Genomic DNA, 25,392 nt, shown 5'->3' on the forward strand with positions numbered 1-25,392 from the left:
TCAATAGTATGCCCGAAACTATTTTGAAGCATGTTTAAATTCTGCGAAATTTGTCTATAAAAAGAATAAGAAATGTCCTACTCTCGTAACATTTCCCCTTGTCATCTGCTTGTATTTGTCGATAAAATAAAGGAAACTCGGTGATTGTCTCATTTCAAAATGGCAGGACCAAGTATGACAATTACCTCTTTTTCTACATAAGAGAGAAACAAATACAGGTTGGTGTTAACATGGCAGAAGAGTCAAAACAAATATATGGCGGGCAAGCAGTCATAGAAGGAGTTATGTTTGGCGGTAGAGAATATACTGTTACAGCGGTTCGTCGTAAAGATAAATCGATTGAATTTTATCGATTACCACGCGTTCGTAATAAAGCATTATCTATCCTAAAAAAGATTCCATTTATACGAGGTATTGCCGCTATCGTGGACGCAAGTGCGAATGGAGCGAAGCATTTAAACTTTGCTTCAGAACGATTTGATGTCCACCCAGAAGAAGATGAACAAATTGCAAATAAAAAAGAAGAACAATCAAAATTAACGATGGTATTAGGAGTTGCAGCAGTTGGCGTTTTATCGTTCATATTCGGTAAAGTAATTTTCACAGCAGTTCCTGCACTATTAGCTGAACTAACAAGACCGATTTTCCCATCTCATACAGGGCAAATCATTGTCGAAAGTGTCATTAAGCTCATGTTATTATTGAGCTATATATACTTTATTTCTTTAACCCCACTTATTAAGAGGGTGTTTCAGTACCACGGTGCAGAGCATAAAGTAATTAATGCTTATGAGAATAATCTTCCACTAACTGTAGACAACGTTCAAAAGCAAACTCGCCTCCATTATCGCTGTGGCAGTAGCTTTATAATATTTACAGTCATTATTGGAATGTTTGTTTATTTCCTAGTTCCTACAGATCCACTTTGGGCAAGGGTAGTAAACCGAATTTTATTAATTCCAGTTGTTCTCGGCATTTCTTTTGAAGTATTACAATTTACCAATCGATTACGAGATGTCCCTGTTTTGCGAGTACTTGGATATCCAGGATTATGGCTGCAACTATTAACAACGAAAGAACCAACAGATGATCAAGCTGAAGTTGCAATCGCATCGTTTGAAGAATTATTACGTTTAGAAAACAAACAATAATTATTTAAAAATGGTGTTCAACTCCTTTCCTCATCGTTAATATACTAATTTTAATATATGTTTTTAGGAGGTGTCCCTTATGAACGGTCGTTCGTTTACATTCGCTATATTTGTGCTTATTATCGGATTAGCAATATTCGGCCTTGTTTCATCTGTTATTACAGATCCAATGGGAGTATTGAAAAACATTGGTATCATGTTAGCTGTCGTCGGTATCTTTTACTTACTCTACAAAATGTTTACAAACTCTAGTGGTTCTGCAAATTCGCAAAGCTCATATAAGCGTGCAGCGAAACACTCGAACCGCAAACACGGGAAACAAAATGTAGCACCCCTAAGCAATTCTTTCTTGAAACGAAATGCTTCTGATGACAAGGGGAAAAAGGGTAATTCTCCATCGTTGAAAAGAAAAAGAAAACAATCTCATTTAACTGTCATTGAAGGTAAAAAAAACAAAAAGAAAGACCGTGCTTCCTTTTAGGAAATACGGTCTTTTTTTTATCTCAATTAGTATAGGCAAATAATCAGTGGGGATGAGAACAGCCCCGACTGATTAAAGTTTCACTTTATATGTTGAAGTACTTCTTTCAAACTTTTTTCTTTCATACTTTCGATACGAAGGTGATGGTTTTCAAATTGTAAATTTCTTGTCACATCATTAGGTACGACGACACATTTTAATCCTGCTGCAATTGCTGCTTTCAATCCATTTAATGAATCTTCAAATACAACAGCTTCCGATGGTTCAACTCCTAATTCTTCTATCGCAACTTTATAAAGAGCTGGATCTGGTTTTACCTTCTCTACATCTTCTCTCGTTTTAATCACTTCAAAATACTCTCTAATCTGTAGCTCTTCTAAAAAACGAACGACCCACTCTCTAGATGAGCTAGAGGCTAATGCGATTTTTAATCCAAGTTCTTTCGCTTCTTCTAAATATTCTTTTACACCGTCACGTGCTTTCGGTATTTTCATTTTTTCTTTATGTAAAGTTGTTACTTTTTCCTTTAATGTATGCTCATTAAACTTTTCTTTTAATTGCTCTTTTAAATATGCATAAAGCACTTCATCTGTCGTTCCAATACATTTTGCAAATTCCTCTAAAGGTAACTCGCTTCCGTATTCACGAACAGCATCTCTGAAAGAGTGAAACCATATTGTTTCTGTGTCCACAATTAATCCATCAAAATCAAAAATAATCGCTTTCATTATTCTCCCGTCCTTTTCGATTGAAATAAAAAAGGAAACGCCACACGTTCCCCTTAATTACTTTTCTCTTCATTTGCTTTTTGAACACCACGAAGTGTTTCTACTCGAACTTCATCTTGTTCAAAGTATTGTACTAAATCACCGATACGGTCAATTGATTCCCAACTTAAATGATGTTCAATTCCTTCTACATCATTATAAATTTTGCTTTCATCCACACCGATAATGCGCATGAACTGTTCTAACAATTCGTGACGATATACGAGACGTTCTCCGATTTTTTTACCTTTTGATGTTAATACAAGCCCTCTATATTTTTCATAAATTAGATATTCGTCTTTGTCTAATTTTTGTACCATTTTTGTTACAGAGGATGGATGTACACTAAGCGCTTCAGCAATATCAGATACACGGGCATAACCCTTTTCATCAATCAACAAATAAATTTGTTCAATATAATCTTCCATACTAGGGGTAGGCATCGGTTTCCTCCATCCAATTTCATTTTGCTTATTCCGTACGAAGCAATCAATAAAATGATACACCAGAAAGAATAACGTGACAAGGTAGAAACGAGCCTAAATATATAAAACAAAAAAAGAATCTATATTCGCATACAGATTCCCCTTATGTAAAATATTGAATTTCTGCATCAGGAAAATACTCATGTATATAACTTCTTATTGTTACCTCCAGCACTTCTGCATCATCCTTTTGATATACATATTTCCCAATCCCGTATCGTCCCCATTTATATTTACGCTTCTCTTCATCCATTTCAAGTTTCGTATTTGGATAACGCTCTTGAATGACCTTTTTTGCCGGTTTCGTAAAGCGGTGTTGAATTAATTCAAATGTTAAGTTTGGTATCACCATATCTTTCAACGCATTGTACAATCGCTCAAACAATTCACGGTATCCTTCTTCCCACCCTTCATGCATATAAATTGGCGCAACAATAAAGCCAAGAGGATAACCAGCCCCCGCTACTTTACGAGCAGCCTCAATTCGCTCTTCAAATGGCGATGTCCCTGGTTCAAAATTTTTAATCACATAACGTGAATTAATACTAAATCGAAAACGCGTTTTCCCATTATGCTTTGCATCTAATAAATGATCAACGTGCGAATATTTTGTAACGAAGCGTAAACGTCCATGTTCACTTTCTCCGATAAACTCTATCGCCCGCTTTAATGCATGTGTTAAATGATCAATTCCGACGATGTCTGATGTACACGCCGCTTCAAATCTTGTTACTTCAGGGGCCCTTTCATCCATATATTGCTTTGCCTTCTCAAATATTTCATCTAGATTCACATACACCCTTACGTAAGGTTTACTACCAAGTGTCGTTTGCAAATAACAATAATGACAATGTCCCATACACCCTGTTGCAAGTGGGATTGCATATTCAGCTGATGGCTTTGATGTATCAAACTTTAATGTCTTCCTCACCCCAACGACTAGTGTCGCTTTTGCATTACGATACTTTTGCAATTCATTTTCGCCTGGCAAATTTCTAATTTGATTGTGTGATGTCGTTTCACGAATTTCTAATCCCATCTTCGTAAACCTCTCATAAAGCTCTTTTCCGAGCGGATATTCGAGTGCCCTCGGTTCAAAGTAAACGATTTTTGGCATAAATGGTTTCATATGCTTCCCTCCTCTCGTTAGTATGGGAAACAAAGTAAAATTAACACAGATTAAAGTTTTCCACTTCAGTAACTTGCGTTGCAAGTTACTGAATGTTATAATTTGGATAACAGCTACCTTGCAACGCAAGTTACCTGAGTAAAAGGTGGTGAAATCATGCACAGCCAAATGTTAAAAGGTGTACTAGAAGGTTGCATCCTATACATCATTTCACAAGAAGAAGTGTACGGATATGAACTGAGTACAAAATTAAATAAACACGGCTTTACATTCGTAAGCGAAGGAAGCATATATCCGTTATTGTTACGTATGCAAAAAGAAAAATTGATTGAAGGGACATTAAAAGCCTCCTCACTCGGTCCAAAGCGTAAATATTATCACGTAACCGATAAAGGATTAGAACAGCTTGAAGAATTTAAAAAAAGCTGGGGAATGGTTTCAACGACCGTAAACAACTTATTACAAGGGGAGTGATGAGGATGAAGGCGAAAGATTTAATCGAATTAAATAACCAAAAGCGCAAATTATTAACTACAGAAAATGAAACCGCCTATAGTGACATGTTAATATACATCCGCTTAGCTAAAGTACCAGAATACCACACAGAAGAACTGCTAATTGAAATTCTAGATCACCTTATTGAAGCCCAGCAAGAAGAAAAAAGTGCTTACGATATTTTTGGCGACGACTTACAGGCGTACTGTGACGAGCTAATTACTGCCCTACCGAAGCAAAGTTTATGGGAACAATTATCAATCCCTTCATTTATAACTTGTTACCTGCTAGCAATATACTTTACTATTTCGTCCGTAATTGCATTTGTATTCCCCTTATTTTCAAATGAGGCACGTTTTAAATTTGTACACATTGATTTCATTTATCTGCTCGCATTTATCTTGTCCGTACATCTTATGATACGTTTTGTTTTCGATTTTATTAACACTGATTTATTTAAAAATAAAACAACTATTTTGAGGCATATAGGAAGTTTTTTAATACGCCATAGCCTATGGATACTATTAATCGGTATTTCCTTTTTATTTATTAAACAGCCCTATGCTACATTACAAATCTCACCTTGGATCGGCACTTTACTAGCCATCTCTTGCTATGCACTATATAAACTTTTCTTCAAAAAAGAATACTTAGAATTTAAAAAGGAGTAATGAGGTTATGACCGAAAAAGAAATGGTTAAGTTAAACAATGAAAAAAGAAAGTTATTAACAGCTGAAAACGAAGCTGCCTATGGAGATATGCTTATTTATTTACGTTTTACTAGCGTTCCGCAAAAGCAAATGGAAGAATTGCTTTTAGAAATATTGGATCATCTTTTAGAAGCGCAAGAAGATGGTAAAAATGCACATGATATTTTCGGAGAAGATTTAAAAACTTACTGCGATGAATTGATTAATTCTTCAGAACATCAAAATTCTCTCCAACAAGCTGCCGTTATTGGATTTGCAGTTAGTTTATTATTAGCTATTCAAATTGGATACGATACATTCACTACTCTTATGCAAAAACTATTTTCAGATACAAACACTTCAGGAATTCCATTTAGTATTCCTGGAACAATATTATCTGCTATCGTTTTAACAATTGGTGCTTTCATAACTTTTTCGTTATTTAGACGTTTTTCTTTTACAATACTAGTTTCCTGGAAACAACAAGCACTTCTCTTATTATCAGTATTTATACCTTTTGTCTTATCAGTTTTTTCAAACGTATTTTTTAAAACACAACCGTACTTATTTTATAATTTATCTATTTGGCAAGGTACTCTTGTGACACTTTCTTTTTATATTCTATACAAATTTTTATATAAAACATCTAAATTTTAACAGCCTTTCAAAAGGCTGTTTTTCTTCTGTCTAATTTTACAAATTGAAAAATTTCATAAAGAAAATAAGAAAAATGCAAAATAATTAAAGTTAATTGTTGACGTGATGCTTTTATTATCGGTATCATAAATCTTCGTGAGCAATTATTTTTCGTTATACGATTTTTTTATTATTACTGAATTTTTGAGAGGAGAAATTAGATGTCAGTTAAGAAGAAAACGCAAGTACGCACCGGCAAAATGGTACGTGAACTAATGTTAGCAGACGAAGATGTAAATGCTTCGCTAATTATGGTATATAGTGAAAACGGTGTAAACGCAGAAATTAAAATCGAGGGCTTAACGCCGAAATGTAACGAAGAATTATTTTTGAGCGGAAACGTGGATTGGAACAAGAGTGTTATTTATAAAATTGTTGATTTCACTGGGAACGCTGAAGTTGGTAAAGTTACATTAACAGCGATGAACAAAAACAATGTTTCTCTAGAAGTTGAACGCGTTATGTGGAGCAAAGAAAATAAAGAAGCTGCTGAGCAAGAAGAAACAGTTGTAGAAGCTACTCCGAAAAAAGAAGTAGTTGTAGAAGCTCCAAAAGCAGTTACACCTGCTCCAAAGCCTGTTACGCGAGTAGAAACACCTGCTACTGCACCTAAACCTACTCCGGTACCAACACCGAAGCCAGTAAGTGTTGAGGCAGCTGTAGAACTATCTACTCCAGCACCTGTGAAAAAAACAGTACCTACTCCAGTTAAAAAGCAAGAGACAGCACCGGTTACTCCTGCAAAACCAAAGCAACCTGCTTTGACTGAAACAAATACAAAACTACAAGAAAATTATGTTAAACTTGTGAAAAAGACAATTGAAGTTTGTCAAGATTACGAGCTTGGCATCGACATAGATGATTCTATTGAAGGATTAAAAGAAGAGCTACAAAGCCAAGGTATTAGCGTTACATTCGACAAAGAAATTATGGACGTTGTAAATCGCCTTCGTTCTTTACAAGATAAAGGAATCAAAGTAGAAAAAGTACTTAATTTACTATAAAAATAAGGAGATGGCGGTCGCCATCTCCTTATTTTTTATAATTCCATTCGTTACTTTCATACTTCTCTTTTGCTAATGTTTGAACTTCATGAAGCTGTTCTTCTGTTAGTTCATACGGCACAAGCTCTATATCTAATCCTTTTTCAAATCCAGTTTCAAATGCTTTAATTAACTGTTCAATCGTAAATGTACGATCTGTTAATTCATTAATCGCTACCGCTTTAGAAGAAAACATATTTTTCATACGCTCTTTTACACGTTCATTCGGGAATAAAAATAGATCGTATAACTCATCTAAATCTATTTCTAACGGAATAGAACCGTGCTGTAAAATAACACCTTTTTGACGTGTTTGAGCACTGCCTGCGATTTTTCTTCCTTCCACTACAATCTCATACCAAGATGGTGCATCAAAACATACACCTGAACGTGGGTTTTTCAAATTTTCACGATCCGCTTCTGTTTTGGGAACCGCATAATATGCTTCTAATCCTAATGCCTTAAAACCGTCTAATAACCCTTGCGAAATCACGCGATACGCTTCTGTAACTGTTTTTGGCATATTTGGATGATCTTCAGACACAATAACACTGTACGTTAATTCTTTATCATGTAATACACCCCTGCCGCCTGTTTGACGACGAACGAAACCATATTCCTTTTCGTTAACTACATCCATATTAATGTCTTTTTCGACACGCTGAAAATACCCGACTGTTAGTGTCGGCACTTCCCATTCATAAAAACGAATTGTTGGCGGCATTTTCTTTTCACTTTGCCAATTTAATAAGCATTCATCTAACGCCATATTAAATGCTGGTGAACATTGACCAGAGTTAATATAACACCATTTTTCTTTTCCCATCCTGCACCTCATATAACCAATTATTTTTCACATTCTCTAGTCTACCAAATTCGACAAAATTTGTGAAAGAATACGAAATTTCTTCATATATGCGAATGAATCTGTTGCATAAATACATATGGGCATTATAATATTGAAAGTAGGATTAGAAAAAAGGGAGCGATAGAACCGTGTCAACAAGTTGGATTATTTTATTAGCCGTAATCGTAGCGTTCATCGGTTACACTGTATGGATGTATTTCTATCAGAAAAAATTAATTAAAACTCTTACAGAAGAAGAATTTCGCGCTGGCTACCGTAAAGCACAGCTTATCGATATTCGCGAAGCAGACGAATATAGCGCAGGGCACATTTTAGGTGCACGTAACATTCCGTTATCACAAATTCGCCTTCGCCACAAAGAACTTCGCCAAGATCAACCTGTTTATTTATACTGCCAAAGCGGATTCCGTACAGGCCGTGCAGCTCAATACTTAAAAAAGCAAGGATACAAAGATTTCTACCAATTAAAAGGTGGATTTAAATCTTGGTCAGGCAAAATTAAAAAGAAATAACATACAAAAACTAGCTGTATAATTCAGCTAGTTTTTTCATTCCATATTGTTCGCAATGTACAGTAGATTTTGTTTAATCACATCTCCATCTTTCTCGTCTACATTACGATATAATAGCTGATATTCAATCCCCTTCTCTTTCCATATAAGCGTAGCAAATTCGTCCCCTCGCTCGTAATCATCCTTATTTTTAAAATAAGCAGGTGCTCCATTATTCAATTTCATTTGTTCTTGAAATCGATTCTCTTCTACGAGGTATGGAAAACTGTAAGAAAAGTTGGCCACTGTTAATTCTATATAATCGTGCCTTCCTTTCTCTTGTTGCTTATATTTAATCGTTAAGACAGTATTCTTCTTTCCCATCGTTCTTACCTCTCCCTTCACATCACTCGTAATGTCATAAGGTAAAAACGTTGGAACTTTAAACTTCTCTGGAAAATATTTTGGAAGTTCCTTTAGGGGAATCGGATCAGTAACACGGTCCTTAGCCCCTCCTGTTGTTCCTACAAATGTTTTTTCTTCTTGCATCGTTTGTTGAAATGAACATGAGCTAAGTATTACACTAGAAAACACGAAACAAATGATTCCTTTTTTCAATTTGTTTCCGCCCTTTCATACCGCTCTCTTAACGAGCGAAGCGTTTATACTCTCTTCTATTCGCTTCGTTATGAAACGCCTCCTCCGAAAACTTTCCACGTTATTCTCACACATTTTGACAAAACTTCTTTGCAGACATACAAAAAAGACCTCGCTATTCTTACGCCCAAATAAAAAGGTTACGCGAATAACAGAAGTCATACTTATAACATAGATTGTGAAAAGCTTTTCAGGTCAAGATTTTTTCATTCTTATTATTTTCCCTTTATAATTAAGTAAAGAGGTGATACATATGGCCAATATAAAACAGATTGCAAAAACTGCTGGTGTATCCATAGCAACTGTTTCCCGCGTCCTTAATAATCACCCTTACGTAAAAGAAGAAAAACGTAAGCGTGTTCTAGATGCAGTTGAAGAATTGAACTATGCAAAAAATATTAATGCTATTCACTTAATAAAGGGAAAAACATATACAATCGGGGTTATGCTCCCTTTCATTAATGTTCCATACTTCAGTACCATTATTGAAGGGATCGGAAACGAAGCATTAGCATCTGGATATCATATTAATTTATGCCAAACGAATTACGATAGCATTGAAGAAATTCGTGTTCTTGAAATGATGAAAATGAAACAATTCGACGGTATGATTATTTGCTCTCGAACTAGTTCATGGGAACAAATTGAACCGTTCGCAAAATTTGCCCCCATTATTTCATGTGAAAAAACGAAACATCCGCTCATTTCATCTGTCTTTGTAGATCATTATGAAGGATTCCGCCTTGGTACTTCCTATTTACTTCGTAAGGGCCATGAAAAAATCGGCATTTGTTTAGCAAGAGAAACAAGCGTTAATTCAATCGAGCGTAAAAAAGCTTTCGCCGATACTCTTCGTCACGAAGGAAAAACAGTACACCCTGATTGGATTTTTCATCAATGTTATACGATGCAGGACGGGGCAAAAATACTTCATCGTATTTTAAACATGAAAAATCGTCCAACCGCTATTTTTACAGCGAACGATCAAGTTGCAGCTGGTTTATTAACAGAGGCGCGAAAACATGGCATTCGCATACCTGAAGACCTCGCTATCCTCGGATTTGATAACCATGAAATTTCAAAAGCATTAGAAATTACAACTATTGAACATCCTGGGCTCACAATGGGCTCACATGCTTTTTCTTTATTCCATAAACAAATTCAAAGTGAGCAAATTATCGGCAGCGCAGAAGAACTTTCATTCCATTTAATTGAGCGAGAAACAGTCTAAAAAGGAGCGTTAACTATAGCGCTCTTTTTTTCAACTCTTCACCTATTGACTTTATATTTTCCATCTCATATAATTAACCTAACGAACGGTAGGTAGGGGATGAAAATGACAGCAAACCGCATTAAAGCTGTAGCACTTTCTCATTTCGCACGCTACGGCTATGAAGGAACTTCATTAGCAAATATTGCTCAAGAAGTCGGGATTAAAAAACCATCGATTTACGCACACTTTAAAGGAAAAGAAGAGTTGTACTTTACATGTTTAGAGGCTGCTCTTCAAAAAGATGTACAGAGCTTCACAGATGATATTGAAAAATTTTCAACGTCATCTACAGAAGAACTCCTCGTAAGTCTGTTAAAAGGCTATGCAAAACGATTTGGTGAAAGTGAAGAATCAATGTTTTGGTTACGAACTTCTTATTTTCCGCCTGATGCATTTCGCGAACAAATTATTGATAAAGCAAATGTACACATTGAGAACGTTGGAAAACTTTTATTCCCTGTATTTAAAAGGGCAAGCGAGCAAGATGAGCTGCATAACATTGAAGTAAAAGATGCCTTAGAGGCTTTTCTATGCTTACTTGACGGTCTTATGGTTGAACTACTATACGCAGGTTTAAATCGTTTTGAGACACGTTTAGACGCTTCTTGGAAAGTGTTTTGGCGCGGACTTTCAAACTGACGGATTGCTCCTTTGCAATGCGTCGTTTTTAAGCCCTTTACCTAACGACTGGTAGGAAGGAGAAATAACATATGGCATGGATTTATGTAATCATAGCTGGTATTATTGAAATCTTTTGGGTGATTGGACTTAAAAAAGCGGAGGCACCACTTGAATGGGCTGGTGTTGCTCTATTAATTACAATTAGTTTCGTCTTATTATTTAGAGCTTATAAAGATTTACCTGTCGGCACTGTATACGCAGTCTTTACAGGAATTGGAGCTGGTGGAATCGTTCTTACAGAGATTTTCATCTTTGGAGAACCTTTCTCTATTGTAAAAGTATTATTAATCGGTTTAATCTTCTTCGGAGTAATTGGTTTAAAACGAGTAACAGAAGAAAAAGAAGCGAAGGAGGCCGCATAAAATGGCTTGGGTATTTTTAATTCTAGCTGGTATTTGTGAAATTATTGGTGTACTCTTTATGAAAGTAGCCACTGAAAAGAAAGGCTGGGCACCAAAAGTTATTTTAATCGCTAACTTCGGCGTAAGCTTCTTCTTCTTATCTCTTGCGATGGACACATTACCGATGGGAACTGCTTACGCAATTTGGACTGGAATCGGAACTGCCGGAAGTGCACTTCTAGGTATTCTTATTTTCCGCGAATCAGCGGATTGGCGTCGTCTTGCCTTCTTAAGCTGCATTCTATGCGGTGCTGTTGGCTTAAAACTATTAAGCTAACGTGAGGTGACTGTCATGTGGAAAGAAAAAGGAAAACAAATATTAGCATGGATTACACTCGGGATCGTCATTCTATTACAAATAAGTTTTCATATAATAGAATGGTTGTTTCATAGAGTAATATCCATTCTTACATTTCTTCCTAACATGGCACTTGAAATTGCATCTATCGTTTGGTCAATTATTGCCTCCATTGCAATCGTGATTATATGGAGTATTGCCAAACTATGGAATAAGTTATTTAAAAAGGACAGTACTTCTGAAAAAGAGTAACTGTCCTTTTTTATGTCTATTCAGATTTTCTATAGAAATTTGATGTGATAAGACAAAGCAAACCAGCTATGACAACACTCATACCAATCCCTTTTTGCAAATTAGGAAATGGTGATGGGATATCTGAGTAAAAACTCACTAATATGAGACCGATTGAAAATAAAAGTACTCCTATTCTATATAACCATTTTCTTTTGTTCATCATTCTCCCTCCTAAAATTTTTCATACCCTCCTTTCTTTTGGACATACTACCTAAAAAAGGAGTGAATAATATGCAAAATTCTATACATAAGCAGATCCTATTTTTATTTTTCCTCTTTCTCACTCTCATCATCGTTTTCAGCTTTATCTTACATACTCCGAAAGATGTGCCTAATAGTGTTTCTTTTTATAAACTTTTGCTCTCATATTGCCGTTATTGAAGAAGGTGCCTTTTATGAGGCACCTTTTAAAATTCTCTCTTCTCATATAATTTTACTGAAACGAAGACAGATGCTATGAACATGCATATTGAACTAATAAACAATAAACTATTGTATAGATGAATTTGTTCCAGGTTGATTTGAAAGATCATCTCGAAAATAACAATCGGTGCTATGAGTATTAATATCGTAATAAAAACCATTTTTTTATATGCTAGCCAAAACGATAACGGCAATGCAAAGCTTAAATATACTAAAATAAAACTAATACTAGTAACCACTGTCGTTTCAATAAATTCAACTACATTAACTCCATTCTTCATTCCCATCGCGAAACAACCGACCGTTACACTTATAAAAAGAATAATAATTGCTACTATATACTTTGCAAATACAATTTGTTTTTTCGATATTGGCAAACTATTTAATATGACTTCACTCTCATTTTTACCATCAGCTTCAAACGTTTTTATCGTCGCCATAACTGTAAAAATGACCGACATAATTACGAATACATTTCCCGTATCTTTTAAGGCCATATAAAAGAGAATTGGATATAGTATGTACCACATTAAGAATTTCCATTGGACGATGAAATCTTTTAAAATTAGTTGTTTCAACACTATTCTCCTCTCTCTTACAAATCACGCTCATTATACAAGTTAATTGAGAGTAACATTGATATAATATATAAAAGAAAAAGTCCTACTATAAAGCAAACATTTACGACTAGACTCGTGCTCCAAACATTCTCTACATCTAACCACACGTTACTTACAATCACTCCACTTAAATACCCCAATGCAAGTCTAGCGAACGGAGCAATTTGTTTTGCACTGCTATATCCTACTGAAAATTCGATTGGGAGTACGATTAAGATAAGCTAACCCTAACTTTCTTTGCAACATCATATCTTTTAAAATTAGTTTCTTTATCATTTATTACACCTCCTAATATGAAAATGTCACTTCTATAACTCTGCCTCCTGAAACATTTTCATTGAGAGTAACATTGATATGAATACACTTACTAACAATCCGATACCAAGAACACCCATTGCTAGTGTAGCATCTTCAGATTGAAGTACTTTTAACATAATTATTTTATCACCAAAAACATTGCACATAAGGCCAATCATACCCGTTAAAGGCAAAACCATAATAACATTCAAAACAGAAGTAGCTTTATATCCTCCAATGTAATTAGCAGGTATCGTTACAACACAATAGATCAAAGTTGCTACTATTGCTGAAAATATTGCATATCCAGGAATAGCTATGTCTCTGTTCAATAAAATATTTCCTAATATTACGACTATAAAAGTTGTACTCAAACCAGCCATAATAAATAATGAGCTTGAAATATATTTAGCTATAACTATCTCTTTTCTCGTTATAGGCAAACTCACTAATACTTTTTCTGTTTTACTTTTCTCTTCATGATAAAAAGAAATATATATAATCGTACTACATGTTATAAATAATCCTATTGCAATCCCCATTGGTTGGACGGGATTCCTAAAAACAGAGAAAATAGGTATTAAAAAATATAAAGGAAACATCTTCTTATGTAAGAAAAACTCCTTTAAAATCAACTGTTGCATATGAATTCTCCTCTCTACAAATCACGTGCTCCATAAATTTTAATTGTAAGAAACATAGAGGCGATATACATACTAACTAATGTAACGAATCCAATTATAAATACACCAATATGCAGAGGATTCATAATCCACTCAATGAATGAAGTTGTTGTTTCATTCAGCCCATCACTAATAAATATCCAAAGGATTCCCCCCACTCCTATTGATGCTGCTGATACTATACTTCTTACTACCTTCGATTTTGTACCATAATAACTAGGGAAAAACGTGACAACCAAAAATACGGCGTAAACAACTCCATTTATTACTTCATACCATGGAATTTCAATGTATAGATTAGGATGATATGCACCGATGTCACCAATGACCACAATGCCTCTTATAAGAAAAACAACTAACATTGTAGAAAGCATGCTACCTACAATGGATATTGCACAGGAAATATATCTAGCAATTATGATATCCTTTCGACTTACCGGTAAACTATTTATTATAATGTCACTTTTATTCCTTTCATCCATAAGGACTAACGTCATAACGGATGAAAGTGTTATAAATAGACAACTCATCGAAAATAACAATTCACCACTTGGATCTACTATAAATAATACAAAGGGCACAACAAGATTCACTAACCACGTTACTCGAAAAAAGAACAAATCTTTATATATGAGCTGACGCATAGGCACCTCTCCCTTTCGCGGTGTAAACGATAATATCGTCTAATGTTGGTTTTTCTAGTACAACCTCATTTCCAAACCAATCGATAATTGCTTGTTTATCCTTTGCTAAACCTTCGAAACCAAATTTATTTTTTCGTAATCCAACAAGTAATTCTTTTCCTTCTCTATCTAATAAATCATTACTTCCTTTTACAATTACGTAGTTCTCCATTAATTCATCTTTCTCACCAGTAAATATAATTTCTCCATCATTGATGAACGTAATATAATCCGCGATGCGCTCTAAATCTGTTGTAATGTGCGTTGAGAATAATACAGATACTTCATCTTCCATTACAATTTCTTGCAACATATCAAGTAGTTCACTTCGAACGACCGGATCTAATCCTGCTGTCGGTTCATCCATAATGATAAACTCCGCGTGGTGTGAAAGTGCGATGGCAATCGCAAATTTCATTTTCATCCCTTTTGATAACTCTTTAATTTTTTTAGACTTTGGAACTTGTAATCTTTGCATATACGATTGATATTGATTTTCGTCCCATTTTTTATATAACGGTGCAATAATACGCTTCATTTGCTCACACGTTAAATCTTCGTAATAATGATTTTCATCATATACAAAACCGATATTTTGTTTTATTTCCTTTTCGGCTTTCTTATTGTCTTTGCCAAAAATTTTTATATCGCCACTATCTTTTCTAATTAGATTCATAATCATTTTGATCGTCGTACTTTTCCCGGCTCCATTCGGTCCGACAAATCCCATAATATATCCTCGTGGTAATGTGAAACTTATATTCTTCACTGCAAAATCTTGATACCTTTTACAAACATCTTTCAGCTCTAACATCTCTTATTCCCCCTTGTATAAACACGCAATCATCTGTTGTAAATCTTCAAGTGAAAGCTGCAACACTTTACTTTCATTCACAATCTCTTCCGCTTTACTTTCCAATAGACGTAGCCGCTGTTCTTTTAATAGTTCATTATTTTTACGTGAAACATAAGTCCCCTTCCCAGCAACAGTTTCTATATATCCTTCTTTTTCAAGCTCCTCGTACGCACGCTTCGTTGTAATTACACTAATTTGTAATTCCTTCGCTAAGCTACGAATAGACGGTAATTGATCTCCACCCTTTAAACCACCATTTAAAATAAGCTGGCTTAATTGTTTCCTTATTTGCACATAAATAGGGTCTTGGGAAGAATTCGAAATAATAATATTCATGTTTTCCTCCAGTGTGTATATACTGTATATACCTTATATACACAGTATATACAGAACATCCTATTTTTGGCAAGAAAAAAAGACCAACATTTTCCTGTTGGTCTTTCGTATATGTATCACTTTTCAAAGCGATCTAACATTTCGTCTCTCATTCCGAAACTAACAACCGCAATTCCTACATACATAAATAAAAGGAATGCCGGATGAACTGTATTGTACCAGCTGCTATCAACAATTAAATAAATTGTTAACGCCACAACAAGAACAAACGCTAAAATAAACATATAAAAGTGTCTTGTACTACCCATGATAAACTCCTCTCTGCTCTCTTCACCATTCAACAGTATATTTTATCGAATAATTCGATATGACTCAAGGTTAACTTTCTGTTATGTAATCAAGTTCTACCTTTACAATGTCCTCACACGCTATTGAAATGATCGTTCCCTGTTTATCAATCGCTGTCACCTCTCTATTGTCCATTACACGATGAGCTACTCTTTCTAGCACTTTCCCTTGGTCTCGGTAACAAAATTCTTTTATATCCTTAATCGTTTCTCCATTTTCTAAATGGTATACCATTCTATAACATCGATATCCCACACTTCCACCCCCATATTGCTCGTTTTTTCACATATACATAAAAATGAGTAATTTTTGCCTCATCACATCTTCTTAATTTCAATAAAATTCTAACAAAAATAAATACTTTTATCAAACCTACTTTTTCAACAAAATCACCTATAAAACTGCTTCTTTACAGCAATATGAAACAAAAAATAATAATTTTTAACACTTTTTTCATCCTACCTGCATAAAAAAAAGAACCCGCATATAGCGAGTTCTTTTTTATTCTAATCAAACTTGTACAGGAGCTAGCTTTTCATAACGTAAAATAGGTTTACGTGCAGCCATCGTTTCGTCTAAACGTTTAATGACTGTAGTATGCGGTGCTTCTTGTACAACTTCTGGATTTTCTTCTACTTCTTTAGCGATTTGAATCATCTTATCAATGAAACCATCTAACGTTTCTTTTGATTCTGTTTCTGTTGGCTCAATCATAATACATTCTTCCACATTTAATGGGAAGTAAATTGTTGGTGGATGGTAACCGAAATCAAGCAGACGTTTTGCAATATCTAACGTACGTACACCAAGTTTCTTTTGACGACGACCTGATAATACAAATTCATGCTTACAATGTCTATCGAACGGAAGATCATAGAATGGTGCTAATCTTCTCATCATGTAGTTCGCATTTAATACAGCATACTCAGTTACTGCACGCAAGCCATCTGGACCCATAGAACGAATATATGTGTATGCACGAACGTTAATTCCGAAGTTACCATAGAATGGTTTCACACGCCCAATTGCTTCTGGACGATCATAGTTGAAGTGATAGCCATTTTCCGTTTTCTCCAAAATCGGTTTTGGTAAGTACGGAATTAAATCAGCTTTCACACCTACTGGACCAGAACCTGGACCACCGCCGCCGTGAGGACCTGTAAATGTTTTATGAAGGTTTAAATGCACAACGTCAAATCCCATATCTCCTGGGCGTGCTTGGCTTAATACCGCATTTAAATTTGCACCATCATAGTATAATTTACCGCCTGCGTTATGGACGATTTCTGCCATTTCTAAAATGTTTTCTTCGAATAGGCCTAATGTATTTGGATTTGTTAACATAAGTGCCGCTGTTTCTTCATTTACAACACGTTTTAAGTCTTCTAAGTCAACAAGACCATGTTCATTTGATTTTACTGTAATTGTTTCAAAACCAGCTACAGTTGCAGATGCTGGGTTCGTTCCGTGAGCAGAGTCAGGAACAATTACTTTCGTACGGTTAAAGTCACCATTTGCTTCATGGTATGCACGAATTAACATTAAACCTGTCCATTCTCCGTGTGCACCAGCTGCTGGTTGTAATGTAACAGTATCCATACCTGTAATTTCGATTAAATGCTCTTGTAAGTCGTACATTAATTCCATTGCACCTTGCACTGTCTTTTCATCTTGAAGTGGATGAATATTTGCAAATCCTGCGAAACGAGCTACGTTTTCATTAATTTTCGGATTATACTTCATCGTACAAGATCCAAGTGGATAGAATCCAGAATCAACGCCGTGGTTACGGTTTGAAAGTGCTGTATAGTGGCGCATAATGTCAAGTTCAGATACTTCTGGTAGCTCTGCATCTTCTACTCGGATATAATCGCTCTCAAATACATCTTCTAGTTTCACTTCTTCTACATCTAATTTGGGTAAGCTATATCCTACGCGTCCTTCTTTAGTCACTTCAAAAATAAGTGCTTGGTCTTGGTTCTTCATTGGATAGCCCCCATTTCGTTTACAAGTGTGTCAATTTCCTCTTTTGTACGAAGCTCAGTTACTGCTAAAAGCATATGATTTTCATGCTCTTTATAATCACGGCCTAGGTCGTAACCACCGATAATATTCTTTTGTAATAATACATCGTTTACTTCTTTCACTGGACGCTTGCAATCTACAACGAACTCATTGAAGAATGGTCCAGCAAATGTTACAGTGAAGCCTTTCGCTTCAAATTGACGTTTTGCATATTGTGCTTTAGAAATGTTTTGACGTGCCATTTCTTTCACACCTTGTTTACCAAGTGCCGTCATTGCAACTGATGCTGCTAATGCATTTAACGCTTGGTTTGAACAAATGTTAGACGTCGCTTTGTCACGGCGAATATGCTGTTCACGCGCTTGTAACGTTAATACAAACCCACGTTTACCATCTGAATCTACAGTTTGTCCAACAAGACGTCCTGGAATTTTACGCATAAATGCTTTCGTTGTTGCAAAGTAACCACAGTGTGGTCCACCAAACTGCGTTGGAATACCAAATGGTTGTGCATCACCGATTACAACATCAGCACCAAATTTTCCTGGTGGTGTTAATGCGCCTAATGATAATGGATTTGAAGAAACGATAAATAATGATTTTTGTTGATGAACGATTTTTTCAATATCAGCTAATTTCTCAACTTGTCCGAAGAAGTTGGGATATTGAACGATTACACAAGCAACTGTATCATCTACTTCACTTTGTAATACGTCTAAATCTGTTACACCATCTTTATGATTAATTTCAACAACTTCAAGATGTTGACCTTTTGCATACGTTTCAAGTACTGCTCTTGATTCTGGATGAACTGCACTAGATACAAGAATTTTCTTTTTACGAGTATGGCCAGCTGCTAGCATTGCCGCTTCAGCTAAAGCTGTACCTCCATCGTACATAGAAGAGTTTGCTACATCCATTCCTGTTAATTCACAAATCATTGTTTGAAATTCAAAAATAGCTTGTAATTCCCCTTGTGAAATTTCAGGTTGGTATGGTGTGTAAGCTGTGTAAAACTCTGAACGAGAAATAACATGATCAACAATTACTGGAGCGTAATGATCGTATACGCCTGCTCCTAAGAAAGAAGCGTATTCTTTTAAATTAGCATTTTTACTAGCCATTTGAGATAGCTCTTTTAAAAGCTCTGGCTCTGATTTTGCTTCTTTAATTTTTAAATCCCCTTTAAAACGAACACTCTCTGGAATATCAGAGAATAATTCGTCGATCGTTTGAACGCCGATCGTTTGTAACATTTCTTTTTTGTCTTCTTCTGTCATTGGAAGATAACGATGCAACATGAAATCTACCCCTCTCCCCGTTACTTAGAACGTTTATAAAATGGTGTTGGAACAACTACTGCTTTGACGCGTTTATTACGAATTTCAATTTCTACTTCTGTATCAACTGCTGCGTATTTTACATCAATTAGTGCTAAACCAATGCTTTTCTTTAACGTTGGAGATTGTGTACCACTCGTTACTTCCCCGATTTTTTCTTCTCCTACAAATACAGGGTAATGCGTACGAGGAATACCGCGTTCGATTACTTCGATGCCGACTAATTTACGAGATGCACCGTTTTCTTTTTGCTCTTTTAACGTTTCTTTTCCAAAGAAGTCTGCTTCTTTGTTTGGTTTTACCGCAAAGCCAATTCCTGCTTCAATCGGTGTAATATCTTTTGATAATTCTTGTCCGTATAACGGAAGTGTTGCTTCAAAGCGAAGTGTATCACGAGCACCTAAACCACATGCTTTTAAGCCCTCTTCTGCTCCAACTTCAAGAAGTTTCTCCCAAAGTTTTGCAGCATCTTCACTCTTACAGTAAATTTCAAATCCGTCTTCACCTGTGTAACCTGTACGAGATACAAGTGCAGGAATTCCATCTACAAGAATATCGTTTTTAAATTTAAAGAACTTAATTTCTTTCAAATCTTCTGACACAACTTTTTGTAAAATGCCTTCTGCTTTTGGTCCTTGAATTGCAAGCTGCGCAACTTCACTAGAAACATTGACTACTTTCGCATCGCCAATTACATGACTTGCTAACCATTCGTAATCTTTCTCGATATTGGATGCATTGATTACTAATAAATAGTCTTCTTCACCACGTTTGTAGATTAATAAATCATCTACTGTACCACCATTTTCGTAGCACATAGCTGTATATTGTGCGCCTCCTACCTTTAAGGTAGATACGTCATTTGTAACAACACGTTGTAAAAATGCTAAACTATCTACACCTTTTACCTCAACTTCTCCCATATGAGACACATCGAACAAACCTGCCGCTGTACGTACAGCTTCGTGTTCTTCTTTAATGCTTGAAAATTGAACTGGTAATTCCCAACCACCAAAGTCGATTGTTTTCCCACCATACTTCGCGTATACATCAAATAACGGTGTACGTTGTAATGTAATCATGCTCTTTCCCCCTTATGCTCTGACAAATCAATAAAAGTTGCTTCCCATATCTAAACATTTTCATTCTGAAAAGATAGGATATACGGAATCTCACTATATTTTTTTATGAAAGCGTAAATAAAAAAGTACTTTCTTGGATAAAATACGAAAGATTCCACACATTTCACACCATTATCCTAACATCATTCGCTATATTTCATCAATATTCTAGCATAAAAAATAATTTAGAATTTTTTATTCTTATTCTTATTAAATACAACTTTTGAGATTTATCACTTTATCCCGCATTAACTGGCAGTAAGACTCCCTCCTCAAAATTCAGCGAATGCGAGGAAGTTAGGTGGGAGATAACTGCCCGTAAATGCCCGATTCGTTCAACTAATAATCAGTGGGGATGAACCCTCCCCACTGATTAAAGTTTCACTTTATCATTGCTTATTCTTTAATTTTTAGTAATTGTGATAATGCCTTATAACAAGGCTTATAATAAAGATTTTTTTAATAATCACTTTAGTTTATAAAAGGTGGGAGCGTCTGAATGAATGTCGATATTTCCGTAGATCGAACGTGGCAAAATAATTTTTTAAAAAGAATTGATGAAGATGGCCCTTGGACAAATTGGGATTTATATCAATTAGCTTATAAAACTGAAAAATCATTACTCGTCCCTACTTTTGATGGATTACAAGCACCAAAACACTTATCACATTTCACGCCACTTCCGCATCAATTAGAAGTCGCTCAAAATGTTATTGAACAAATGAATGGTAAAGCGATTTTGGCAGATGAAGTTGGACTTGGAAAAACAATCGAAGCTGGTCTTATTTTAAAAGAATATATGGTGCGGGGACTTGTAAAAAAGGTACTCATTCTAGTTCCAGCTTCGCTCGTATCTCAGTGGGCATATGAACTAAACACAAAATTTTTTATTCCTGCGGTCGCTCAAAAGAAAAGTTATTCTTGGGAACAAGCTGATGTCATCGTTTCATCAATCGATACTGCGAAACGATCGCCGCATCGCGATATCGTTTTAAACTTAGAATATGACCTTATTATTATTGATGAAGCACATAAACTAAAAAATAATAAAACAAAAAACTATGAATTTGCACAACGATTAAAAAAGAAGTTTTGTTTATTACTAACCGCTACTCCTGTTCAAAATAAAATCGATGAAATCTTTAACCTCGTTTCTTTATTAAAACCAGGTCATTTAGGCAACCAATCTAATTTTGAAGAATATTATGCTTCAAAAAATCGTTCGGCTGAATCTGATGAAGATTTAAAAACTCTCATCAACAAAGTAATGGTCCGAAATCGACGTCATAATACTGGAATTGATTGGCCCAAAAGGCATGTACGTACAATTTTTGTTGAGTTTAATGAAGAAGAACAAGCGTTATATAACGCGATTGAAAATTGGCGAGGACAAGATGCCTTCACGTCTGCTTTCTCATCTTTAACTTTAAAACGGGAAGCATGTAGTAGTCGCGAAGCTGTTTACTATTCATTAAAAAAACATGTAGAAAAAAGACAGAAAGAAAATGAGCACTACATAAAGGAACCACATATCGATGTGTTAATGGACAAAATTAATCATATTCCTTTCAACTCAAAAGCAAATAAAGCTCTAGAGCTTATAAAAGAAATTGACGATAAAGTCATCATTTTCACTGAATATAGAGCGTCGCAAATGTATTTACAATGGTTCTTACAACAACATGGAATTTCCTCTGTTCCATTTCGTGGTGGATTTAAACGAGGAAAGAAAGATTGGATGAAGGAACTTTTCCAAAATCGTGCTCAAGTGTTAATCGCGACCGAAGCTGGCGGTGAAGGAATTAACTTACAGTTTTGTAGCCATATGATTAATTATGACTTACCGTGGAATCCAATGAGACTCGAACAAAGAATTGGGCGTATTCATCGTCTTGGACAAAAAAATGATGTTCATATTTATAACTTAGCAACCAAGCATACTGTTGAAGAGCATATTTTAAAACTGCTGTATGAAAAAATTAATTTATTTGAACGGGTAATCGGCGAACTTGATGAAATTTTAACGAGAATCAACATGAAAAATATCGATGCGCATATTCAAGAAATTTTTGCACAGTCAAAAAGCGAAGGAGAAATTCGAATCAAAATGGAAAATTTAACATCTATTATCGATTTTGCGAAGCGCAATGAAGCAGAGGTGCAGGGCTATGCAGCAAAATGAAATTCATAATTACTTATATAACTTTTTTGAGGCGAATAACTGCGAAATTTTAGAACATTCCCCTCACCTATTAGACGTGCAGTTAACAATTGAAATGGATAAGCTATTAATGAATCGCCCTTTCTATTGGCACTATCTTGAAAAAACAGGAGGCGTTCCGAATCCGATGCGCCTTACTCTTATTACAAATCCGGAAAACGAAGAAAACGATGGTGAACTTATTCATTACGGTTCACCACGTTTGCATCAAATCTTTGAAACGACAAAAGAACTAGGCTCATACATACGGTTATACGAGGACGTGAAACATAACGGGGCAACACATACTCCGCTCCACCCTTGGCTTGGTGTAAATATAAAAGTATCTTATCAATGCGATCGAAAAAAAGACATCCTTCATTCCATCGGTATTCACCTTATTTCTGGAACAATGATCGCAAACTTCCATGACACTTTAACAGAGATAAAAGTCACCCCAAAAATACCTGATTTTTGTTTTACGCTTTCCCCTATCATTAAGCCACAAAGTGGTTTACAACGTATAGAGGACGCTTTAAAACATATAATCGCAGAAGATGACCATACGTGGGCAAAAGAAGCAAGAGTGCGTTGGAATCACGATTTAGACCTTTTAAATCGATTTTACGAAGATAGCGATGAGCTTCCAGAAAGCTATGAAATTGAAAAGCAAGCATTACAAGAACAATACGAACCACGCATTACAATGCAAATTATAAACGGCGGCCTCTTTTATATTACCGCAAATCATTTTCTATCTTAAAAAAAGCTCCTTCAACTGTAGAAGGAGCTTTTTTTAAGATGTTTTACCATCCTATTCTCTATCGTCATTACGCTCTCGTTGTTTTTTCTCTGTCATACGTTTTTGATATGCGCGATCCTTCGCACTTACATGATTTGCATCAGTCGGCAGATTTTCTTTTGAACGTCCAATTCCATTGCTCATCTTTTCCACTCCTTTTTAAGTCTTTCAAAATACACCCTTATTTTCAGCTAGAGGCGCAATCCTTATACAAAAAAATAAGAGCAGCCATTGGCTACTCTTACTCACTCACATATTTTTGAAACATATCATGGATGCCTTTATTTACGAGGTTCGAGATCTGCTCGTCAGATTTATTCGGATAACGATCACGCAATCTGATAGATGCCTTCACCATTAAATTTTCTAATACAGAACGGCCACCTTCTCCATAAATAATTTCAGCATACTTAACAAGCCTACCATCCTCTACTGTTGCTGGATTATGATTGAAGAAAAATTTACTCATTGTCTCCACCTCTCTCTTTGGTAACGTTTACATTTATATAGATTATTTATGTTATTTATTTCACAATATTGTATGCATGTATATTTAATTAGTTTCATTATAAAGCAACATATCGATAGTAAATATGTGATTTTCCGTCCATTTTGTGAACAAAATAAAAAAATGAAAGCGTTTCCTTTATTATATACTAAAAAAACTTACTACGCTAGGGACAATTTTTTTAATCTACTAATCATCTACTTTTCTTTTTTCCATTAAACCTTATACAATTTTCAGAAATTATATTATAAAATATATGTATGACTTAAGGAGGATTTATATGAATCAAAATAAAAAAGCTATATTAGATCTTGTCTTTTATCTCGTAATACCATTCCTCATTTGGAAATTTGCAAAACCTTATATCGATCCTTATTACGCGATGTTACTTTCCTCTGTTCCGGGGATTATTTATACACTGTATACCTTTAAGAAAGAAAAACAGTTTAACGTAACAGGGTTCTTTATTTTAATTACACTCATTTCTAATACAACAGTAGATTTATTATCTGGATCAGCTGAACGAATGTTGTGGAACGATGCGTATTATCACATCGTACTCGGTATTATCGTCATATGTACAATTTTTATAAAAAAACCACTTATGTTATATTTCGCAGCAGACATTGCTGCATTGCAAGGTCATGACCGCGATAAAAGTCGTGAGCTTTACCGAGATAGCCGTATATATCCAGCACTGCAATATTTAACACTATTTTTCGGTCTTCAATTTATATTAAAAAGTTTCTTAAAAATCTATTTCATCTCTGTTTTCGGTGTAGATGGATATGGTGAAATGAGAGCGATTATGACCGCTGTTGGGTGGGGCATTTCTATTTGTATTGGAATTGGATTTGTATGGGTAAACAATAAAATACATGCCGTTACTGAAGAAAAAGAATCTGTGCAATAAAGTTAAACTTTAATCAGTGGGGGTTTTGTCCTTCCCTTACTGCCCGTTAATGCGGGATAAACAAAAAATCCCCTAGCATCTTGTTATACTAGGGGATTTTTATTGGCTATACGCCTCACAAGTGAACGAAGAATGATTAACTTGATTTTTTTCTTTTATTTTTTACATTTCGATAAAACAAAGCAGCACTAAGTGGCATAACACCAAACCACTTATTCATAAATGGCTCTTTTTCAGCACGGCGTTGTTCTTTCTTTTGTTTTCGATCCTCTTTGGGAGCATCCATATACGACACAAATTGCTGTGTCACAAAGCGTACATAATCATTAGTAGACAT

The 25,392-nt window shown here is 35.2% G+C and carries 34 protein-coding genes and 2 pseudogenes; 16 read left to right on the plus strand and 20 right to left on the minus strand.

The window, feature by feature from the left end; genetic code table 11:
* Positions 1-230 precede the first annotated feature (230 nt).
* Entirely contained in the window at positions 231-1,151 is a 921-nt protein-coding gene (locus BAU23_RS15975) for a DUF1385 domain-containing protein (protein ID WP_000797098.1), read from the plus strand.
* A 79-nt stretch (positions 1,152-1,230) separates the two neighbouring features.
* Positions 1,231-1,632 (plus strand): SA1362 family protein, encoded by a 402-nt coding sequence (locus BAU23_RS15980; protein ID WP_001014444.1) that lies wholly within the window; start codon positions 1,231-1,233, stop codon positions 1,630-1,632.
* A gap of 80 nt (positions 1,633-1,712) precedes the next feature.
* Here BAU23_RS15980 and BAU23_RS15985 read toward each other — a convergent pair whose 3' ends face one another.
* From BAU23_RS15985 to splB, 3 genes are all read right to left on the minus strand, one after another.
* On the minus strand, positions 1,713-2,360 hold the full coding sequence (locus BAU23_RS15985) for an HAD family hydrolase (RefSeq protein ID WP_000643928.1): 648 nt from the start codon (positions 2,358-2,360) through the stop codon (positions 1,713-1,715).
* 53 nt (positions 2,361-2,413) lie between these two features.
* Positions 2,414-2,842 (minus strand): transcriptional regulator MntR, encoded by a 429-nt coding sequence (mntR, locus tag BAU23_RS15990; protein WP_001143080.1) that lies wholly within the window; start codon positions 2,840-2,842, stop codon positions 2,414-2,416.
* Between the two features lie 145 nt (positions 2,843-2,987).
* Entirely contained in the window at positions 2,988-4,013 is a 1,026-nt protein-coding gene (gene splB, locus BAU23_RS15995; RefSeq protein ID WP_000802095.1) for a spore photoproduct lyase, read from the minus strand.
* Positions 4,014-4,169: 156 nt separating this feature from the next.
* On the opposite strand from splB, the gene BAU23_RS16000 reads away from it, so the two are divergent.
* The 4 genes from BAU23_RS16000 to BAU23_RS16015 all read left to right on the plus strand — a co-directional run bounded on the left by BAU23_RS16000 (position 4,170) and on the right by BAU23_RS16015 (position 6,898).
* On the plus strand, positions 4,170-4,487 hold the full coding sequence (locus tag BAU23_RS16000) for a PadR family transcriptional regulator (protein WP_000556081.1): 318 nt from the start codon (positions 4,170-4,172) through the stop codon (positions 4,485-4,487).
* 5 nt (positions 4,488-4,492) lie between these two features.
* Positions 4,493-5,179 carry a DUF1129 domain-containing protein gene (locus tag BAU23_RS16005; RefSeq protein WP_071734822.1) on the plus strand — a complete coding sequence of 229 codons (687 nt, stop codon included), beginning with the start codon at positions 4,493-4,495 and terminating at the stop codon, positions 5,177-5,179.
* Between the two features lie 7 nt (positions 5,180-5,186).
* Positions 5,187-5,855: a DUF1048 domain-containing protein gene (locus tag BAU23_RS16010; RefSeq protein ID WP_071734823.1), complete on the plus strand. Its 669-nt coding sequence runs from the start codon at positions 5,187-5,189 to the stop codon at positions 5,853-5,855.
* Positions 5,856-6,055: 200 nt separating this feature from the next.
* Positions 6,056-6,898 carry a hypothetical protein gene (locus BAU23_RS16015; RefSeq protein WP_016130248.1) on the plus strand — a complete coding sequence of 281 codons (843 nt, stop codon included), beginning with the start codon at positions 6,056-6,058 and terminating at the stop codon, positions 6,896-6,898.
* 28 nt (positions 6,899-6,926) lie between these two features.
* Here BAU23_RS16015 and BAU23_RS16020 read toward each other — a convergent pair whose 3' ends face one another.
* Positions 6,927-7,763, minus strand: coding sequence for a lipoate--protein ligase family protein (locus BAU23_RS16020; protein WP_000514069.1), 837 nt, complete (start codon positions 7,761-7,763; stop codon positions 6,927-6,929).
* Positions 7,764-7,933: 170 nt separating this feature from the next.
* Between BAU23_RS16020 and BAU23_RS16025 the strand changes: the two genes are divergently transcribed.
* Positions 7,934-8,317, plus strand: coding sequence for a rhodanese-like domain-containing protein (locus tag BAU23_RS16025; protein ID WP_000108092.1), 384 nt, complete (start codon positions 7,934-7,936; stop codon positions 8,315-8,317).
* Positions 8,318-8,353: 36 nt separating this feature from the next.
* On the opposite strand, the gene BAU23_RS16030 is transcribed toward BAU23_RS16025, so the two are convergent.
* Complete coding sequence (locus tag BAU23_RS16030; RefSeq protein WP_016130249.1) at positions 8,354-8,890, minus strand: hypothetical protein; 537 nt, start codon at positions 8,888-8,890, stop codon at positions 8,354-8,356.
* Between the two features lie 316 nt (positions 8,891-9,206).
* Here BAU23_RS16030 and BAU23_RS16035 point away from each other — a divergent pair, with 316 nt between their 5' ends.
* The 5 genes from BAU23_RS16035 (at position 9,207) to BAU23_RS16055 (ending at position 11,858) form a co-directional block, all read left to right on the plus strand.
* On the plus strand, positions 9,207-10,184 hold the full coding sequence (locus BAU23_RS16035) for a LacI family DNA-binding transcriptional regulator (protein WP_001273950.1): 978 nt from the start codon (positions 9,207-9,209) through the stop codon (positions 10,182-10,184).
* Between the two features lie 99 nt (positions 10,185-10,283).
* Positions 10,284-10,865, plus strand: a complete 582-nt coding sequence (locus tag BAU23_RS16040; RefSeq protein ID WP_002077232.1) for a TetR/AcrR family transcriptional regulator — start codon at positions 10,284-10,286, stop codon at positions 10,863-10,865.
* Positions 10,866-10,936: 71 nt separating this feature from the next.
* Positions 10,937-11,269 (plus strand): DMT family transporter, encoded by a 333-nt coding sequence (locus tag BAU23_RS16045; RefSeq protein WP_000312339.1) that lies wholly within the window; start codon positions 10,937-10,939, stop codon positions 11,267-11,269.
* A 1-nt stretch (position 11,270) separates the two neighbouring features.
* On the plus strand, positions 11,271-11,585 hold the full coding sequence (locus tag BAU23_RS16050) for a DMT family transporter (protein WP_000312621.1): 315 nt from the start codon (positions 11,271-11,273) through the stop codon (positions 11,583-11,585).
* 15 nt (positions 11,586-11,600) lie between these two features.
* On the plus strand, positions 11,601-11,858 hold the full coding sequence (locus tag BAU23_RS16055; RefSeq protein WP_000265373.1) for a DUF3975 family protein: 258 nt from the start codon (positions 11,601-11,603) through the stop codon (positions 11,856-11,858).
* 16 nt (positions 11,859-11,874) lie between these two features.
* Here the strand turns inward: BAU23_RS16055 and BAU23_RS16060 are convergent, their stop codons facing one another.
* The 12 genes and pseudogenes from BAU23_RS16060 to gcvT form a co-directional block, all read right to left on the minus strand.
* On the minus strand, positions 11,875-12,060 hold the full coding sequence (locus BAU23_RS16060) for a hypothetical protein (protein WP_001042460.1): 186 nt from the start codon (positions 12,058-12,060) through the stop codon (positions 11,875-11,877).
* A 247-nt stretch (positions 12,061-12,307) separates the two neighbouring features.
* The gene (locus BAU23_RS16065; protein ID WP_000811456.1) at positions 12,308-12,901 is read right to left on the minus strand and encodes an ABC-2 transporter permease; all 594 of its coding nucleotides are present in this window, start codon (positions 12,899-12,901) and stop codon (positions 12,308-12,310) included.
* A 17-nt stretch (positions 12,902-12,918) separates the two neighbouring features.
* A pseudogene (locus BAU23_RS16070) lies at positions 12,919-13,158 on the minus strand (ABC-2 transporter permease); the annotation flags it as partial.
* A 93-nt stretch (positions 13,159-13,251) separates the two neighbouring features.
* A complete protein-coding gene (locus tag BAU23_RS16075; protein WP_001186540.1) occupies positions 13,252-13,884 on the minus strand; it encodes an ABC-2 transporter permease in 633 nt (210 codons plus the stop codon).
* A 14-nt stretch (positions 13,885-13,898) separates the two neighbouring features.
* The gene (locus BAU23_RS16080) at positions 13,899-14,567 is read right to left on the minus strand and encodes an ABC-2 transporter permease (RefSeq protein ID WP_001249440.1); all 669 of its coding nucleotides are present in this window, start codon (positions 14,565-14,567) and stop codon (positions 13,899-13,901) included.
* Positions 14,548-15,420 carry an ABC transporter ATP-binding protein gene (locus BAU23_RS16085; protein ID WP_071734825.1) on the minus strand — a complete coding sequence of 291 codons (873 nt, stop codon included), beginning with the start codon at positions 15,418-15,420 and terminating at the stop codon, positions 14,548-14,550. Before BAU23_RS16085 ends, BAU23_RS16080 begins: the two co-directional genes overlap by 20 nt.
* 3 nt (positions 15,421-15,423) lie before the next feature.
* On the minus strand, positions 15,424-15,798 hold the full coding sequence (locus BAU23_RS16090) for a GntR family transcriptional regulator (protein ID WP_001021354.1): 375 nt from the start codon (positions 15,796-15,798) through the stop codon (positions 15,424-15,426).
* A gap of 116 nt (positions 15,799-15,914) precedes the next feature.
* Complete coding sequence (locus tag BAU23_RS16095; RefSeq protein ID WP_000535934.1) at positions 15,915-16,106, minus strand: hypothetical protein; 192 nt, start codon at positions 16,104-16,106, stop codon at positions 15,915-15,917.
* Positions 16,107-16,176: 70 nt separating this feature from the next.
* Positions 16,177-16,380 (minus strand): DUF3929 family protein, encoded by a 204-nt coding sequence (locus BAU23_RS16100; protein WP_000262494.1) that lies wholly within the window; start codon positions 16,378-16,380, stop codon positions 16,177-16,179.
* 276 nt (positions 16,381-16,656) lie between these two features.
* The gene (gene gcvPB, locus BAU23_RS16105; protein ID WP_000795709.1) at positions 16,657-18,132 is read right to left on the minus strand and encodes an aminomethyl-transferring glycine dehydrogenase subunit 2; all 1,476 of its coding nucleotides are present in this window, start codon (positions 18,130-18,132) and stop codon (positions 16,657-16,659) included.
* Positions 18,129-19,472, minus strand: coding sequence for an aminomethyl-transferring glycine dehydrogenase subunit 1 (gene gcvPA, locus BAU23_RS16110; protein ID WP_071734826.1), 1,344 nt, complete (start codon positions 19,470-19,472; stop codon positions 18,129-18,131). The genes gcvPB and gcvPA overlap by 4 nt, the downstream gene beginning before the upstream one ends.
* Before the next feature lie 20 nt (positions 19,473-19,492).
* On the minus strand, positions 19,493-20,593 hold the full coding sequence (gcvT, locus tag BAU23_RS16115; RefSeq protein WP_000631761.1) for a glycine cleavage system aminomethyltransferase GcvT: 1,101 nt from the start codon (positions 20,591-20,593) through the stop codon (positions 19,493-19,495).
* A 538-nt stretch (positions 20,594-21,131) separates the two neighbouring features.
* On the opposite strand from gcvT, the gene BAU23_RS16120 reads away from it, so the two are divergent.
* Together BAU23_RS16120 and BAU23_RS16125 are read left to right on the plus strand one after the other, a co-directional pair.
* Entirely contained in the window at positions 21,132-22,814 is a 1,683-nt protein-coding gene (locus BAU23_RS16120; protein ID WP_071734827.1) for a DEAD/DEAH box helicase, read from the plus strand.
* Complete coding sequence (locus BAU23_RS16125; RefSeq protein ID WP_071734828.1) at positions 22,801-23,595, plus strand: YqhG family protein; 795 nt, start codon at positions 22,801-22,803, stop codon at positions 23,593-23,595. The genes BAU23_RS16120 and BAU23_RS16125 overlap by 14 nt, the downstream gene beginning before the upstream one ends.
* A gap of 51 nt (positions 23,596-23,646) precedes the next feature.
* On the opposite strand, the gene BAU23_RS30830 is transcribed toward BAU23_RS16125, so the two are convergent.
* Together BAU23_RS30830 and BAU23_RS16135 are read right to left on the minus strand one after the other, a co-directional pair.
* Positions 23,647-23,778 carry a hypothetical protein gene (locus tag BAU23_RS30830; protein ID WP_000064673.1) on the minus strand — a complete coding sequence of 44 codons (132 nt, stop codon included), beginning with the start codon at positions 23,776-23,778 and terminating at the stop codon, positions 23,647-23,649.
* A 97-nt stretch (positions 23,779-23,875) separates the two neighbouring features.
* On the minus strand, positions 23,876-24,103 hold the full coding sequence (locus BAU23_RS16135) for a hypothetical protein (protein ID WP_000032702.1): 228 nt from the start codon (positions 24,101-24,103) through the stop codon (positions 23,876-23,878).
* Between the two features lie 72 nt (positions 24,104-24,175).
* Between BAU23_RS16135 and BAU23_RS16140 the strand changes: the two are divergent.
* Together BAU23_RS16140 and BAU23_RS16145 are read left to right on the plus strand one after the other, a co-directional pair.
* Positions 24,176-24,294 (plus strand): annotated as a pseudogene (locus BAU23_RS16140) (GTP pyrophosphokinase).
* Between the two features lie 128 nt (positions 24,295-24,422).
* A complete protein-coding gene (locus BAU23_RS16145) occupies positions 24,423-25,055 on the plus strand; it encodes a VC0807 family protein (protein WP_001073110.1) in 633 nt (210 codons plus the stop codon).
* A gap of 136 nt (positions 25,056-25,191) precedes the next feature.
* Here BAU23_RS16145 and BAU23_RS16150 read toward each other — a convergent pair whose 3' ends face one another.
* A complete protein-coding gene (locus tag BAU23_RS16150) occupies positions 25,192-25,392 on the minus strand; it encodes a YqzE family protein (RefSeq protein ID WP_000106081.1) in 201 nt (66 codons plus the stop codon).

The sequence above is a fragment of the Bacillus nitratireducens genome (genome assembly GCF_001884135.1).
In the GTDB taxonomy this organism is placed as follows: domain Bacteria; phylum Bacillota; class Bacilli; order Bacillales; family Bacillaceae_G; genus Bacillus_A; species Bacillus_A nitratireducens.